This window comes from Streptomyces sp. NPDC058045, from assembly GCF_042885635.1.
Taxonomy (GTDB): domain Bacteria; phylum Actinomycetota; class Actinomycetes; order Streptomycetales; family Streptomycetaceae; genus Streptomyces.
Genome location: NZ_JBHVRR010000001.1, coordinates 172407 through 186510, shown reverse-complemented (window position 1 = coordinate 186510; position 14104 = coordinate 172407). Strand labels below are relative to the sequence as shown.

Below are 14104 nucleotides of genomic sequence, written 5' to 3'. Positions count from 1 at the left end.
GGCCGGGTGCCGTCAGGCTGATGAGAGGCCGTGGCCGACTACAGGATCCGCAGGAGCATCCCGCCCCAGCTCAGCCCGCGGCCGATGCCGATCGTCGCGACGAGCGCGCCGGGGCGGATCGTCCCGGAGGCGATGTTCTCGGAGAGGCAGCTCGGGATGGAGACGCTGGAGGTGTTGCCGCGCTCCTGGATGTTGGTCAGGAGCTTCTCCCGCGGGACGTCCAGCGTCCGGCACACCTCGTCGATCATGTTGAGGTTGCCCTGATGCGGTACGAACCAGTCGATGTCGTCCATCGTCAGGTCGTTGCGCTCCAGGATCTCCCGGCCGACCTGGGAGAGCAGCTTCGGGCCGACGTCCCCGATCTCCCGTCCCCGCATCAGCATCTTGTCGTTCTCGTCGATGTCGAAGGCGTCGAAGTACGAACCGTCGGCGTGCAGCGCCACGTCGAGCAGTCCGCGCTCCTCGGTGTCGGCCGACCAGACCGCTGCCGCCGCGCCCGCCCCGAAGAGGGCCGAGTAGCGGTAGTCGAAGTTCAGGATCGGGCGCGGATTCTCCGCGCAGACGACCAGCGCGTTGCGCATCCCCAGGGCGGGCAGCAGACCGGCGGCGGTGGCGGTGCCGTACATGAACCCGGCGCAGGCGACGGAGGTGACGTCGAAGCAGGTGGCGTGGCGCAGCCCGGCCTGCCGCTGGAGCGGCAGGGAGATGTCCATGTAGTTGTTGGTGGCGCTGGAGGGGTTGACGCGGGGCCGGGTGGTGGAGGTGGTGCCGATGACGAGGTCGATGTCGTCGGGGCCGAGGCCCGCGGCGGTGAGCGCGTGGTCGACGGCCTTCGCGGCCATCTCCACCGCGCGTTCCTTCTCGTCGGCGGGCCAGTGGCGGCTGACGATCCCGGTGTGCTTGCGGATCCAGGCGTCGTCGATGCCCAGCGCCTCCAACTGCTCGAAGTGGCTGTTGGTGATCGGCTCACCGGGGAAGTAGTGACCGATGCCGGCGAGCCGGACGGGGGCTATCGCGGTGGACGGCAGCGGGCGGAGGTGGGCCGTCGCCTCGGTCGTGGCGGTCATCGGTAGAAACCTTCCGGATCCATGGTGCGCAGCAGGGAGAGTTCTTCGGTGGTGACGGCCTTCTCGTCGGTGAGGTGCGGGCTGATGCCCGAGCCGTCCGCCGGGGCGGTCCAGCCCGTGAGGTCGCGCAGGGCCGCCTCCGGGCTGGTGGGCAGGTCCTGCCCGGACCGGCCGCGTCCGGGCACCGGGGGCAGCCAGCTCCGCAGCGCGAAGCCGGCACCGGCATCGGCCCGGGTGAAACGCCCGAACTGGCTGACCACGTCGCGGACATGAAGGCCCGGACTGGTGTGGTGGGTCAGCCGCGGCACATACCGGCGGGCCGAGGCGACCGCGATGACGACGCAGTCGACGGAGGAGGCGATGTCGTTGGCGCCGCCGGTGCCCGTGATCCAGCGGCCGTCGGGCAGGAGGGTGGTGTTGATGTTGGCGGCCGGATCGATCTCGGCGGCGGAGAGCACGCCCAGACAGCGCGGGTTGGCTGCGACCGCCCCGCCCAGCGTCTCCGCGATCCCGCTGAGCATCTGCGAACGCTCGGCGTGCCGCTGGCTGAAGAGGAAGACATCACCGGGCTCGGGGTCCATCGACTGAAGCCCCAACTCGGCGGCCACCTGCACCTGGACGCCGTCGGCGGCCAGCATCCGGGCCGCGAGCCACGCGGACATGTGGGAGGTGCCGATCCCGGCGAGCAGGGTGTCGTACCCGCGTTCCCGGACCAGGTCGGCGACGGTGCGGGCACCGAGCACGATCAACTGCTCCTGCTCCGTGGGCTCGCCGACCGGCTCCGGCGACCTCGGCACGTCCCGGGGCGCGGGCACGCCACGGGGGAAGACGAGGGAGGCGCGGCGCTCCTCGCCCAGGCGCTCCAGGTACTCGGTGTGGCTCGCCACCCCGCCGACCCAGGTCTCGTACCAGTCGGCGGCGGTCCGCGGGTCCTTGCAGGCGGCGACGATGCCGGTGAGGAAGTCGTAGTCGTCGAGATAGCCGTCGACTCCGGCCAGTCCGGCGGTGCGCAGGGACTGCGGGTGCGCGCCGAGGGGCGCCGCGCACAGGCCGAGGACACGGGCGGCGGGGATCACCACCCGGTCCGGCATCGCCGCGACCACCTCGTCGTCGACCACCGCCTCGACGGAGGCCAGCACCCCCTCGGTGGCGGCGTAGGCGGACCACGCGCCCTCGCCCATCGGCGGGCAGGCCACGACATTGCCCCGGCGGTCGGCGCACACCCCGTGGAAGAGGGTGAAGCGGGGCCGCAGCGGGCTGAGGAGGGTGACGGTGCGCCCCGGGTCCTCCGGGTGCGGTACGAGGTGGAGGGTTCCCTCCTTGCCGTGGCGCAGGTCGGTCTCGGCGAGCATCGAACCGGTGGTGGCGAAGGGCTGGCCGAGCGCCGCGGCCATCAGGCGCTGGGTGTAGCTGAGCAGCGACCACATCTCGACCTCGAACGGCCGGCCTTCGGCGAGTTCACGGTAGAGGCGGTTGGGGCGCGGCGAGGGGAACGTGTCGCCCACGAAGCCGGTGATGACCTTGTGTACGGCTCCGGACAGGGCGAGCGCGTGCGCGCTGGAGTGCACGGCGGTGGTGCTGACGGTCAGGCTGCGGCTGCCGGCGAAGGCCCGGCACACCGCGTTGAGCAGGGCGTTGGGCCGTGACATCGTCGCCGCCGCGTGGAGGTGGTCGCCCTCGCGGACGAAGCGGCGCACCAGGTCGTCCGGGCCGGACGCCAGATAGGGGACCCGAGCGGGACGCGGGTGGCCGCCGGCGGGACGGTGTTCCGAGGTGGTGGTCATACGCGCTCCAAGGCCATCACGGAGGTCTGCGAGCCGAAGGCGAAGGACAGCGAGACCGCGAGATCGAACTCGGCGTCGCGCGGCCCGTCGGCGACGTGGTCGTGGTCGCACTCCGGGTCGGGGGAGAGGTGGTTGGCGGTGCGCGCCAGCCGCTGGTGATGCAGCATCAGCGCGGTCGCGGCCACATTGATGATTCCGGCCATGCCGAACGTGTGGCCGTAGACGGGCTTGTTGGAACCGTGCGGCGGCAGGTCCGCGTCGTCGTGCCGGGGGAGCAGGCGGCGCAGGGCCCGGCTCTCGGCGATGTCGTTGTACCGGGTGGCGGTGCCGTGGCCGCAGACGTAGCCGATGTCCTCGGGCTTGCGTCCGGCCTCGTCAAGGACGCCCCGGACGACCGAGGCCGTGACATCACCGACCAGGTCCATGCTGGTCGCGTGGCCGGCCTCGTTGAGGGCGCGGTGACCGAGGACCCGGGCGTAGATCCGGGCGCCCCGTGCCCGCGCCGAGGACTCGCGCTCCAGACAGAGGGTCATGGCGCCCTCGCCGAGGGCGAATCCGCGGCGGCCGGCGTCGTAGGGGCGCACGGCGGAGGCGGGGTCGTCCGCTTCGGGGGACAGCACTCCGTCACCGAGGCCCAGATAGCAGCGGGCGATCTCGGGGATGACGGGGAACTCGTGGCCGCCGGCGAGGACGACGTCGGCGCTGCCGGCGCGTAACTCCCGTAAGGCCAGGCCGATCGCGTGGTGTCCGCCGACGCAGGCGCTGCTCAGGGTGGTGACCAGGCCGCGGGCGCCGATGCCGATCGCGGCCAGCGTCGCCGGGCAACTCGTCAGCCCGCGGAACATGGCCGAGGCCTTGCCCGCGTACGGGTCCGGCTCCGGGGGTGCGGTGATGGTGTCGCGCCACCAGGACAGCGGACCGCGGGACGAGGACTGGATGACGCTGATCCGCTCCGGGGCGATCCGGTCCCGGTCGAGTCCGGAGTCCTTCAGCGCGTCCTCGACGGCCGCCATGGTCGCCAGGATGTCCCGGTTGTACTTCGCCGCGTGCGCCGGGGAGAGGTCGGGCAGCCGGCCGGCGGTGTCGAAGTCCCCGAGCTGCGCCGCCGCGTGCACCGGCAGTCCGGCCGCTTCGAACTCGGGCCGCTCCAGCCGGGTCACCTGCGATGTCCCCGTGGAGACGTGGTCCCAGAACGCATGGACGTCCGGGGTGCCGGGCAGCACGCATCCGATACCGGTCAGCACGATGGCGTCAGAAGGCCCCGGCGAAAGGGTTCGGCTACTGTCCATAGGCCGAACCTAACGCCGCGTATATGAGCCCGGTATGGCCGTCGAGTACTCACACCTGCGTCCCATGGTGACCTTCGGTACCCAACTGCAGTCCCTCTGCTACCGGTTGAGGGGAGCCGGAGGCCGCCGCGGCGGCCTGCCACCAGTAGCCGTTCTCCACGCCGAGCGCCGCCACGCGGTCCAGATGGCCGGAGTCCCGCAGCAACCTGACTCCGGCGTTGAGGAGTTCAGGGTCCTGGGCGGCGAGGGAGTCCGCCAGCCGCCGCGCCTCGGCCAGAGCACCGCCGTCCGGTGTGACCCGTTCGATCGCGCCGAGTGCGACGAGCGCGTCCGCCCGCGCCCGTTCTCCCGCGAGCAGCAGCCGGGCCGCGACCCCGCGGCCGGCCCGCCGCACCAGCGAGTGGACCGCCCCTCCGCCCGGTACGGCTCCCACCGCCAGCTCGGGGAGCCCGAACAGCGCCCCCTCTCCGGACACCACCAGGTCGCAGGCGAGCGCCAGTTCCAGCCCGCCTCCGAGCGCGTACCCCTCGACGGCCGCGATCAGGGGGAAGGGCGCTTCGTGCAGCGCCTGGAACACCGCACGGAAGTGGGCCCGCCGTACCGAGCGGACGGCGATGTCACGCCACGCGGGCTCGCGGACATCGGCTCCGCTGGAGAACGTTCCACCGGCGCCGGTCAGGACCAAGGCACTCACGGAAGCCGCGGTCCGCGTCAACTGCCTTAGTTCTGCGTCGAGTTGACCCAGCATCGCGGTCGACATCGCGTTCCGGCGGTGCGGCCGGTCAAGCGTGACGGTGACCACTCGGCCGTCCCGCTCCACCCGCAGGGGCCTCTCCTCGGGGAGCGCGTCGTCCCCACCCGTCAACCGCATGGCCGCACCATCCTGAACAGTTCCTTCCGCCCGGACACCCCGACTTTCCGGAAGACCCGGCTGGCGTAGTTCTTGACCGTCTGCTGGGTGAGGCACAGCTCTTGGGAGATTTCCTCGTTGGAGCGGCGGAGGAGCATCAGGTCGAGGATCTCCTCCTCGCGCTCGCTCAGCCCCCACTGCCGCGCCCCGGCCGAAAGCTGTTCCGGCGGGGGGTGTTCGGGCCGCTCCGCTCCGAGGTGCCAGAAGCCGCGGCCCTGGATGACGTCATGCAGCCCCTTGACGATGGCCTCGGGTGGGCACGACTCATGGACGAACCCGGCGGCACCCGCCCTCATGCCGTCCACGACACTGCGGGGCGCGTTGTCCCTGCTGTAGAGGATCACGCGGACCTCGTTCCACCGCGCCAGGTTCTCCCGCGCCTCCAGCCACTGCTCGTACTCGACCAGGGCCACATCCGGGCGGCCACCGCGCAGTGTGCTGACGGCGGAGAGATGCGGACGGCTGTCCAGCACCTCGACGCGCGGATCGTTTCGGAAGAGGTCGGCAACTGCCTTGCGAATCAAGGGAGAAGAGTGCAGGACCAGCAGTCGGCACCTGCCTAATTGCGCCATGACAAGACCTCGTAGCGTATCGGCGGCGTCGCCTGCTGCCGCTTTTCTCTGCTTCCTTCTGACACATGGCGAATACCGGAGCCCGAAGGCCGGAATGCGCCGACGGTTATTCGTGTGGGGACGGTTATTCGGGCGAGGCTTGCGCTCCGGGCAGGGGAAGAGCGGGAAAATATCAGGGGATGCTCCGTCGGTGGCGTGCTCACTGGAATGAGGAGGGGAACCTCTCACCGGTGCCGGGAGTCGATGCGAATATGTCGGCGATCTCGCGGTTTCATGTCGACGTCAGCAATTGCGGGAACTCCCTGACGGTGCGGGCCACCAGTGAACTTGTCCTGGCGAACCGTTAGTTGCGGTGCAAAACGGACCCCTCGGTTCGGGTGTCGACTTGACGGCCGAATGTGGACAGGCTGAAGTGCGGTGGTCAACCCCACTCTGTTGATCAACGGTAGTCGTAGATCCGCGGCTTGTCACGTCAACGCATTTTCCTGATAGGCGCCGTGAGAGCGGTCTCTGGGTTACCGATGCGTACGAGTTGATAACAGGTGTATAGAGGGTGGCCGGTTTATTGTTCCGGGCGCGCTTCTCCGGTCAGGGAATGCGTGATTCGGGAGCCGCCGTCCGCCGCCCCCTCACCCGCCACCGCCCAGCGTCGGTGACCAGGCCGATGGGTCGACGGGAGAGGGGTCCGCGTCCAGGCGGGCCGCCAAGGTCTCCGCCCAGGTGGCCAGGTCCGCCAGGGCGAGGCCGTACGGGCGGGGTTGGCCGGATGTGGTCGACCAGTCGGCTGCGGACCGGGCGCCGCGGCGCAGGAGCCGGGCGCCGCCGCGGGCGTTGCCGCGGGCCGCGTGGGTCAGTCCCACCGCCATCTGCGCCAGTCCCCGCCACAGCGGCCGCTCCGCCGCCGGACCCGACTTCCAGGCGTCCTCGAAGACCTCGTGCGCGTGGAACGGCCGCCCCGCGTCCAGCAGTTGCTGCGCCTCGGCGAGCGTCCCGGCCGGGCTGCGCCGTACGCCCTCGGGCTGCCGCTCCACCCCGGCCGAGCCGTACGGCAGCGGGCGGCCCAGACCGTCGCGGGGGCGGGCATTGCGCGCCCGCCCCTCCGCGTCCCGATCCCGCCGCACACCGGACGCGCCCGCGGCACCCGTCACGTCCGCGGCACCGGTCGCGTCCGCGTCCCCGTCCTGACCGCGGTCCCGGTCGCTGCTCTGCCCGTCGTCCATACCGCCATTGTCCCGCCCGCCGGCCACCAGGGCGCAGCGGACCGGGAGAGGGGCGGGCTCCGGATGAGGGGAGGGCGCGGAGGAGGTGTGGTCGTGAGACGTGGGCGTCTTGCCGGTCGGTGGGCACCTGAGATGATGTGCGGCCGGGGGATCAGGGACCGACCGAGCTGGGAGAAGTGTCATGGGGAGTGCGGGGGGTGCCGGCGCGCTGGCCGAACTACGGGCGGCGCAGAAGTCGGCCAAGGGTGTCTCGCTGTACTCGCGATTCGTCAACCGTCCCGCCGGGCGCTATCTGGCCGCCGCCGCCCATGCCGCCCAACTGACGCCCAATCAGGTCACGTTGATCAGTGCCGCCTTCAGTTTCGCCTCGGTGGCCGCGCTGGCGCTCGCACCGCCGAGCCGCGTTCTGGGGCTGCTGGTCGGCCTCGGGCTGGTCGTCGGCTTCGCCTTCGACTCCGCCGACGGGCAACTGGCCCGGCTGCGCGGCAGTTCGAGCCCGGCCGGGGAGTGGCTGGACCATGTGGTGGACTGCGCCAAGATCACCGCGCTGCACACCGCCGTCCTCATCGCCTTCTACCGCCACCCCGGCCACTTCGGGCTGACCGGTGACGCCTGGCTGCTGGTGCCGCTCGGCTTCCAACTCGCCGCCGTCGTCACCTTCTTCGGCGGACTGCTCACCGAGAAGCTGAAGCCGCGACCGGCCCCCGGCACCGCACCACCCGCCCCGTCCACCCTGCGCGCGGTGGCCCTGCTCCCGGTCGACCACGGTGTCTTCTGCCTGGTCTTCCTGCTGCTCGGCGGTGGCACGGTGTTCCGCTGGGCCTACACCCTCCTGGGCGCCGCGGCCGGGTGCTTCCTGCTGGCCTTCCTCACGAAGTGGTTCCGGGAACTGAGCGCAACTCCCCGCTGAACGGCGCCTGTTCGTCCCCCGACTCGGCCAGCGCGTCCAGTGCCCGCCGCAGTTGGGTGCTGGAGGTGTGCACCGTGTACGGGAAGTACACGACGTCCACACCCACCGAGCGGAAGTCCCGTTCAAGACGGTCGCCCTTGGGGGTGCCGCGCCAGTCGTCGCCCTTGAACAGCACGTCGAAACGCACCTGTTGCCAGGTGTCCAGCTTGTCCGGCACCGTCTCCACGAACGCGGCGTCCACGTACTTCACACTGCGCACGATCTCCAGGCGCTCCACCAGCGGGATCATCGGCCGCCGGCCCTTGGCGCGCTCCGCCATCTCGTCCGAGACCACCCCCGCCACCAGGTAGTCGCACTGCGCCCGCGCATGGCGCAGGATGTTGAGATGCCCGATGTGGAACAGGTCGTACGCCCCCGGCGCATAGCCCACCCGGTACGGACGGTCCGCTGTCACTCTCCAACCCCCCAGAAAGAACTCCGTCTGCCCCCGCAGCCGCACCCGGCACAACGCCGGTGCGCCAACCGACCATAGCGTGCGCGTTCCGTGCCAGCCCGGTGAACGATTAGGGTGGGCCCGTTGCACCTGGGGGAAGGGACCGCGTGACGCAGGAGAGCAGCGACCGGCCCGACGGGGCCCGCCGCAGACTGGTGCTGGTATCCACCAACTACGCGCCGGAGCACGCCGGAATCGGCCCGTACGCCACCCAGATCGCCGAGCACTGGGCCGCGCAGGGCCATGAGACGCATGTACTGACCGGGATGCCGCACTACCCGGCCTGGCGCACCGAGCCCGAGTACCGCGGGGTGTGGCGGCGGAGCGAGGAGCGGGCCGGGGTGACCGTGCACCGCAGACGGCACACCGTCCCACCGCGCCAGACCGCCGCCCGCCGGGCACTCTTCGAGGGCTCGGTGCTGCTGCACGGGATGATCGCCCCGCCGCGCACCGCACGCCCCGACGCCGTCCTCGCCCAGATGCCCAGCCTGGCCGGCGGACTGCTCGGCGCCCGTCTCGCCGCCCGGCACCGGGTGCCGTATGTGCCGGTGGTGCAGGACCTGATGGGGGCCGCCGCGGCGCAGAGCGGTATCCGCGGCGGCGGGCGGGCCGCGGTACTCGCGGAGCGCGCCGAGTCCCGCGCGCTGCGCTCCGCCGCCCTGGTGGGTGTCATCCACGAGACCTTCGTGGCCCGGGTCCGCGCGCTGGGTGTCGACCCGGGGCGCATACGTCTGGTGCCCAACTGGTCGCATGTGCCCGCCCCTTCGGCACCCCGCGAGGAGACCCGCGCCCGTCTCGGCTGGGCCGACGGGGACACCGTGCTGCTGCACTCCGGGAACATGGGCCTCAAACAGGGCCTGGAGGTCCTCGTCGACGCCGCCCGCCTCGACCCCGCCCTCCGGATCGTGCTGATGGGCGACGGCAACCAGCGCACCCACCTCGCCGGGCTCGCCGCCGGACTGCCCAACCTGGAGTTCCTGCCGCCCGCCGACGACGCGGACTTCCCCGACGTACTGGCCGCCGCCGATGTGCTCGCCGTCACCCAGCGGGCCTCCGTCCTCGACATGAGCGTGCCGTCCAAGCTCACCTCGTACTTCGCCACCGGACGGCCCGTGGTCGCCTCCGTCGCCGCCGAGGGGGGCACCGCGCAGGAAGTGCGCCGCTCCGGCGCCGGACTCCTGGTGGAACCGGAGAACCCGGCCGAACTCCTCGCCGCGGTGCGTAGACTCGCCGGGCAACCCGGGTACGCGGACCGGCTCGGCGCCAACGGGCCGCGCCACGTCGCCACCCACCTCTCCCGCACCGCGGGACTGGCACGCATCGACGCACTCGTCGACGAGGCACTGAACGACGCACAGGGGAGCCAGGGCACGTGACGGACACGCACGTCCCCGCCAGGGGAGACGACGAGCCGGAGCAGTTGCGGGACCAGTTCCGCCAACTGCTGCGCTACCGCTGGCTGATCGGCGGCGGGGTCGCGGTGGGCCTGATCGGCGGCGCCTGGCTCGGTATCACCGGCGCCGACAGCTACGCCGCGACCAGCGAGGTCGTACTCCGCGCGCCCACCAACGACCCGTTCAACCCCTCCGTCGCCGTCGACAAGTCCACCAACATGGGCTCGGAGCGGCAGACCGCGCTCAGCAGCAGCGTCACCGCGCACGCGGCCAAGCAACTCGGCGTGCGGTCAGGGGAGTTGCGGTCCGGACTCCAGGTCACCAACCCACCGCAGACCATGGTGCTCCGCTTCACCTACACCGGATCGAGCCCCGGTGAGTCCGCCCGCCGCGCCAACGCCGTCACCCAGGCCTACCTCGATGTGCGCAAGAAGCAGTGGGAAGACCTCCGCGACACCATGATCACGAAGTACCGGGACCAGCTCGCCCCGGTCGCCAAGCAGCAGGAGGACCTGGCGCGGGAGCTGAAGACCATCGGGGACGGGCCGGTCGCCGACGCCAAGGAGACCACCCGGGTCAACCTCCTCAACCGGATGACCGAGCTGAACGCCCAGATCAGCAATCTCAAGTCCCTCGACATGACCGCCGGCACGGTCAACTCCCGTGCCACCGCGCCCACTTCGGCCGACGGCATCGGCATCCTGCTCTCCCTCGGCCTCGGCGCCGCCGTCGGGATAGCCATCGGGCTGCTGGCCGCCTGGGTGCGGCTGGTCTTCGACCCGGCGCCCCGCTCCCCGCTGGACGTGGCACGCGCCGTCCGCGCCCCCGTCCTCGGCACCCTGCCCCGCGGCGCCACCGGCACCCTGCTGGTCGGCGGCCAGACCGACGCCCGCGCCGCCGAGGAGTACCGCTCCATCGCCTTCCGCCTCGCCTACGACGACCGGTTCGCCGACCGGCGCCGACTGCTCGTGGTGGCACCCCGCGGCGGTGTCGAGGCCACCGTCGCCGTCGCCTCCAACCTGGCCGCCTCCTTCGCCGAGACCGGCAAGGACGTCACCCTCGTCGAGGCCGACCTGCGTACCCCGTCCCTCGCGGACCGGCTCCGCGGCGTCACCGCCGCCCGCCCGCACTGGACCAGGACCGGCCGCGGCGACCCGGACGACGGCGACACCGGCTGGCCCGGAAGCTCCCAACTCACCGTCGACGCGGGGGAGTCCGGCTCCTTCCTGCTGGTCCCCGGCGAACGGGTGCGCAATGTGCCGCGGGCCCTCACCTCGCCCCGCACCAGCCGTCTGATCGCCGAAGCGGACGACCCCGGCTCCACCGTCGTCGTCCTCGCCCCGCCCGTCCTCGCCTACGCCGACGCCCTCGCCCTGGTGGACCGCGTCGACGGCGTCCTCGTCGTCTGCGACCCGCGTACCGTGCACCGCGCCGAACTCGCCCGGATCCGCGAACTGATTGGCGGCGCGGGCGGCACCGTGCTGGGCGCCGTCATCCACACCGAGCGGGGCCCGCACCGCAAGCGGACGAAGAAGGCCGGCCGCAGCCCCGCATCGCAGCCCGAGCCCGCACTGCCCGACCCCGCACTGCGCGAGCCCGTCGTACGGCGCACTCCCGACGGGGAGCACGGCGACACCATGGCGCTGCGCGGCATCAAACCGGAGGAACTGCGCGGCGCCACCTCGGACGACCGGTGAGACCGGCGGCCGCGGCCGCCGCCTCGGTGCTCGACCAGGCCGCGTCCAGCGCCACCAACATCCTGGTGCTGGTGATCGCCGCCCGGGTCTCCACCGCCCCCGGCTTCGCCGCGTTCTCCATGGTCTATCTGACCTTCACCGTCCTCCTCGGCCTCAACATGGCGTACGTGGGGCAGGCCGTCGTACTGGAGCGCGACGCCGCCCGCCTCGGCACCGCCTGCCGGTCCGCCGTCACCTTCACCGCCTGCGCCGCCGCCACCGCCGCCGTACTGCTCGCCGCCGGCGGCGCCCTCGCCGGCGGACGCACCGGGCACGCCTTCGCCGCCCTCGGCCTCGTCCTCCCCCTGGTCCTGGTCCAGGACGGACTGCGGTACGCCTTCTCCGCGCTGCGCACCCCCGCCCGCGCCCTCGCCGCGGACACCCTGCGGCTGGCCTGTGTGGTGCCCGCACTGCTCATCCAGCCCCCGCACGCGGGCCCCGCCCGACTGGTCGCAGTCTGGGGCCTGTCCGCGCTGCCCGCGCTGCTGCTCGGCCTCGCCCTGCTGCGGCCCCTGATCCGCGGCGCCGGGGTGCACCTCGCGCCCTATCTGCGGCGCGGCCACCTCGGGGCGCGGTTCCTCGTCGAGTTCGCTGTCGGCAACGCCTCCAGCCAACTCGCCGTCCTGGGCCTGGGGTTGTTCGCCAACCCGCTCACCGTCGGCGCCCTCCGCGGCGCCACCACCCTCTTCGGGCCGCTGAACGTCCTCTTCAACTCGGTCAACGCCTTCGCGCCGCCCGTCCTCAGCCGACTCGGCGGCCGCCGCCGCACCGTACGCGCCGCCGCCGCCCTCGGGCTCGCCCTCGCCGCCACCGCCCTCGCCTGGGCCGCCGTCCTCTACGCACTGCCCGACCGGGCCGGCCGCGGACTCCTCGGCGCCACCTGGAACGCCGCCGCCGCCCTGCTCCCCGCCTCCGGCACCCAGTACGCGGTGATGGGCCTCGGCACCTGCGCCCTGGTCACCCTGCGCGTCCTCAGCCCCCGCGCCACCCTCTCCGTGCAGGTCGTCTTCTCCCTGCTGTCGGTGGTGCTGATGCTCGGCGGCTACGGGCTCGGGGGTGCGGCCGGTGCCGCCTGGGGGCTGGCCGTGGGCTCTGCCCTCAAGGCGGTCGCGGCCTGGACGAGGGTCGCCCGCACCCCGGCCGACGCACCGGCGGACGAGGCGGCGGACGACGCGACGGGTGACGATGCTCAGCGCAGCGCGGCGCCCCGGTCCTGACGGAAGGTGGTGATCAGGGCGATACACGCCAGCGCGATCGCCACCCGGCCCGAGGCCTGGAGCAGCGGGCCCCGCAGCAGGATGAACGAGTAACCCGCCACCAGCGGCACCACCAGCGAGATCAGACTGCCCGGCGGCGCCCGGCGGGTGGCACGCCGGGCACAGCGGTTGTCCACCCGCGCCGCCGCATAGCCCAGCCCCAGGAAACCGGCCACCATGCCCACCGGGCCGAAGTCGATCCACAGCTCGGCCCACACCGGCGAGGAGAGGTTGGTGTTCACCGCGCCCATCCACTCGCCCACCATCACCCCGGTGTCCACCGGCTTGCCCGGCCACACCGAACGCGGCACTGCGAACAGCACCGAACCGGCCAACTGCCGCCCATAGGTGTGCCCTTCACCGGAATCCACATAGGTGATGGTGTTGGCGAACATACCGACCTGGTCGTAGTCCTTCATCGCCAGCGGTTCCAGCACCGAAGTCGTCTGCACCGGACGGTAGTTGGTCTCGTCGTAGCGGAAGCGGTCCGCGAACGGGAACACCACCAGCGCCACCACCACACCCAGGCTGAGCGCCGACCGGTACATCGCCGCGCTCACCGGGAACACCGTGAACATCAGCGAGAACAGCACCGTCAGAAACCAGTAACGCGGGTTGGAGATCGGGTTGTTCACCACCCCGTTCGCCACCACCAGGCCCAGCCACACCGCGATCACCACCGGCGATCTGCGGGCCCGCCGCGAACGCACCAGCCACCGGGTGTACACCAGCAGCGCGATCAGCGCGGGCACCGTACCCAGGCCCCGCAGCATCGCCTGCCCCGCCTGCGAGTCGCCCTCGTCCAGACCGGCGCCCTCGATCCCGGCGATGATCTCCTGCCGGGAGGTGAAGAACACCGCGGGCCCGCCCAGCTTCACCACCAGCAGCGCACTGCCCGCGAACGCCAGCAGCGCCAGCAGATACAGCCGCCGCCGGTGCACCAGCGCCGGCCGCACCGCGTCCCGGTCCCGCCCGCCCAACCGGTGCCGCGCCAGCAGCGACCCCACATCGAAGGCCGTACAGCCGATCAGTACCAGCGACACCGCCGCCGTCAGATCCGACCGCGGACCCACCACCGGCGTCGGCACCTGCCCCAGCACCGCCTGCGCCAGCGGCGCCACCCCCATCGCCATATAGACGAACAGCCAGAACGAGGCCTGGAGAAGCTTGCGGCGATTGGTGAGGATCATGCCGGACAGCCGCGCCCCCGCGTACATGGTGAGCGTCAACTGGAGCCAGAACGCCGGATCCCGCCGCCCCGCCCCCGGCTGCACCGCCACCACCAGCGGCAGGAACACCGTCAGACCCAGCACCAGCGGCACCGAGAGCGCCCGCGACAGCAGCGTCCGCGGCGTGGCCGGCGCCGGTAGCGCGAGCGCGGGAGGCGCGGCCTCGCGCTCGTCGGCCACCGACCCGGCAGCCACCACCTGCTGCGCCATCCGACCCCCTGCCGTCCCCTGCCCTGCGGCCCGC

At 72.2% G+C, this 14104-nt stretch carries 12 protein-coding genes; 4 read left to right on the top strand and 8 right to left on the bottom strand.

Annotated elements, in window-relative coordinates:
- Positions 1–38 precede the first annotated feature (38 nt).
- The 6 genes from ACFVST_RS00860 to ACFVST_RS00835 all read right to left on the bottom strand — a co-directional run bounded on the left by ACFVST_RS00860 (position 39) and on the right by ACFVST_RS00835 (position 6842).
- Complete coding sequence (locus tag ACFVST_RS00860; protein ID WP_390145469.1) at positions 39–1067, bottom strand: ketoacyl-ACP synthase III; 1029 nt, start codon at positions 1065–1067, stop codon at positions 39–41.
- A complete protein-coding gene (locus ACFVST_RS00855; RefSeq protein ID WP_390145467.1) occupies positions 1064–2851 on the bottom strand; it encodes a CoA-transferase in 1788 nt (595 codons plus the stop codon). Before ACFVST_RS00855 ends, ACFVST_RS00860 begins: the two co-directional genes overlap by 4 nt.
- Positions 2848–4140: a beta-ketoacyl-[acyl-carrier-protein] synthase family protein gene (locus tag ACFVST_RS00850; protein WP_390145465.1), complete on the bottom strand. Its 1293-nt coding sequence runs from the start codon at positions 4138–4140 to the stop codon at positions 2848–2850. Before ACFVST_RS00850 ends, ACFVST_RS00855 begins: the two co-directional genes overlap by 4 nt.
- A 49-nt stretch (positions 4141–4189) precedes the next feature.
- Positions 4190–5011 (bottom strand): enoyl-CoA hydratase/isomerase family protein, encoded by an 822-nt coding sequence (locus ACFVST_RS00845; RefSeq protein ID WP_390145463.1) that lies wholly within the window; start codon positions 5009–5011, stop codon positions 4190–4192.
- On the bottom strand, positions 5002–5574 hold the full coding sequence (locus ACFVST_RS00840; protein ID WP_390145461.1) for a DNA-binding response regulator: 573 nt from the start codon (positions 5572–5574) through the stop codon (positions 5002–5004). Before ACFVST_RS00840 ends, ACFVST_RS00845 begins: the two co-directional genes overlap by 10 nt.
- Positions 5575–6251: 677 nt before the next feature.
- Positions 6252–6842 (bottom strand): DUF309 domain-containing protein, encoded by a 591-nt coding sequence (locus ACFVST_RS00835; protein ID WP_390145459.1) that lies wholly within the window; start codon positions 6840–6842, stop codon positions 6252–6254.
- A 181-nt stretch (positions 6843–7023) separates the two neighbouring features.
- On the opposite strand from ACFVST_RS00835, the gene ACFVST_RS00830 reads away from it, so the two are divergent.
- A complete protein-coding gene (locus tag ACFVST_RS00830) occupies positions 7024–7752 on the top strand; it encodes a CDP-alcohol phosphatidyltransferase family protein (RefSeq protein ID WP_390145457.1) in 729 nt (242 codons plus the stop codon).
- Here the strand turns inward: ACFVST_RS00830 and ACFVST_RS00825 are convergent.
- Positions 7712–8206 carry an adenylyltransferase/cytidyltransferase family protein gene (locus ACFVST_RS00825; RefSeq protein WP_390145455.1) on the bottom strand — a complete coding sequence of 165 codons (495 nt, stop codon included), beginning with the start codon at positions 8204–8206 and terminating at the stop codon, positions 7712–7714. The genes ACFVST_RS00830 and ACFVST_RS00825 overlap by 41 nt on opposite strands.
- A 197-nt stretch (positions 8207–8403) precedes the next feature.
- On the opposite strand from ACFVST_RS00825, the gene ACFVST_RS00820 reads away from it, so the two are divergent.
- The 3 genes from ACFVST_RS00820 to ACFVST_RS00810 are packed head-to-tail and all read left to right on the top strand — an operon-like array spanning position 8404 to position 12592.
- Positions 8404–9621: a glycosyltransferase gene (locus tag ACFVST_RS00820; RefSeq protein ID WP_390145716.1), complete on the top strand. Its 1218-nt coding sequence runs from the start codon at positions 8404–8406 to the stop codon at positions 9619–9621.
- A complete protein-coding gene (locus ACFVST_RS00815; protein WP_390145453.1) occupies positions 9618–11336 on the top strand; it encodes a lipopolysaccharide biosynthesis protein in 1719 nt (572 codons plus the stop codon). Before ACFVST_RS00820 ends, ACFVST_RS00815 begins: the two co-directional genes overlap by 4 nt.
- Entirely contained in the window at positions 11333–12592 is a 1260-nt protein-coding gene (locus ACFVST_RS00810) for a hypothetical protein (RefSeq protein ID WP_390145451.1), read from the top strand. The genes ACFVST_RS00815 and ACFVST_RS00810 overlap by 4 nt, the downstream gene beginning before the upstream one ends.
- On the opposite strand, the gene ACFVST_RS00805 is transcribed toward ACFVST_RS00810, so the two are convergent.
- Positions 12565–14070, bottom strand: coding sequence for a hypothetical protein (locus tag ACFVST_RS00805; RefSeq protein ID WP_390145450.1), 1506 nt, complete (start codon positions 14068–14070; stop codon positions 12565–12567). The two genes, ACFVST_RS00810 and ACFVST_RS00805, sit on opposite strands and share 28 nt — an antisense overlap.
- Between the last annotated feature and the right edge of the window lie 34 nt (positions 14071–14104).

Bases quoted from the DNA above. Each gene is read 5' to 3' on its own strand.
- ACFVST_RS00845 (WP_390145463.1), bottom strand. From the start codon at position 5,011: ATGCGGTTGACGGGTGGGGACGACGCGCTCCCCGAGGAGAGGCCCCTG.
- ACFVST_RS00860 (WP_390145469.1), bottom strand. From the start codon at position 1,067: ATGACCGCCACGACCGAGGCGACGGCCCACCTCCGCCCGCTGCCGTCC.
- ACFVST_RS00850 (WP_390145465.1), bottom strand. From the start codon at position 4,140: ATGGACAGTAGCCGAACCCTTTCGCCGGGGCCTTCTGACGCCATCGTG.
- ACFVST_RS00805 (WP_390145450.1), bottom strand. From the start codon at position 14,070: ATGGCGCAGCAGGTGGTGGCTGCCGGGTCGGTGGCCGACGAGCGCGAG.
- ACFVST_RS00835 (WP_390145459.1), bottom strand. From the start codon at position 6,842: ATGGACGACGGGCAGAGCAGCGACCGGGACCGCGGTCAGGACGGGGAC.
- ACFVST_RS00830 (WP_390145457.1), top strand. From the start codon at position 7,024: ATGGGGAGTGCGGGGGGTGCCGGCGCGCTGGCCGAACTACGGGCGGCG.
- ACFVST_RS00855 (WP_390145467.1), bottom strand. From the start codon at position 2,851: ATGACCACCACCTCGGAACACCGTCCCGCCGGCGGCCACCCGCGTCCC.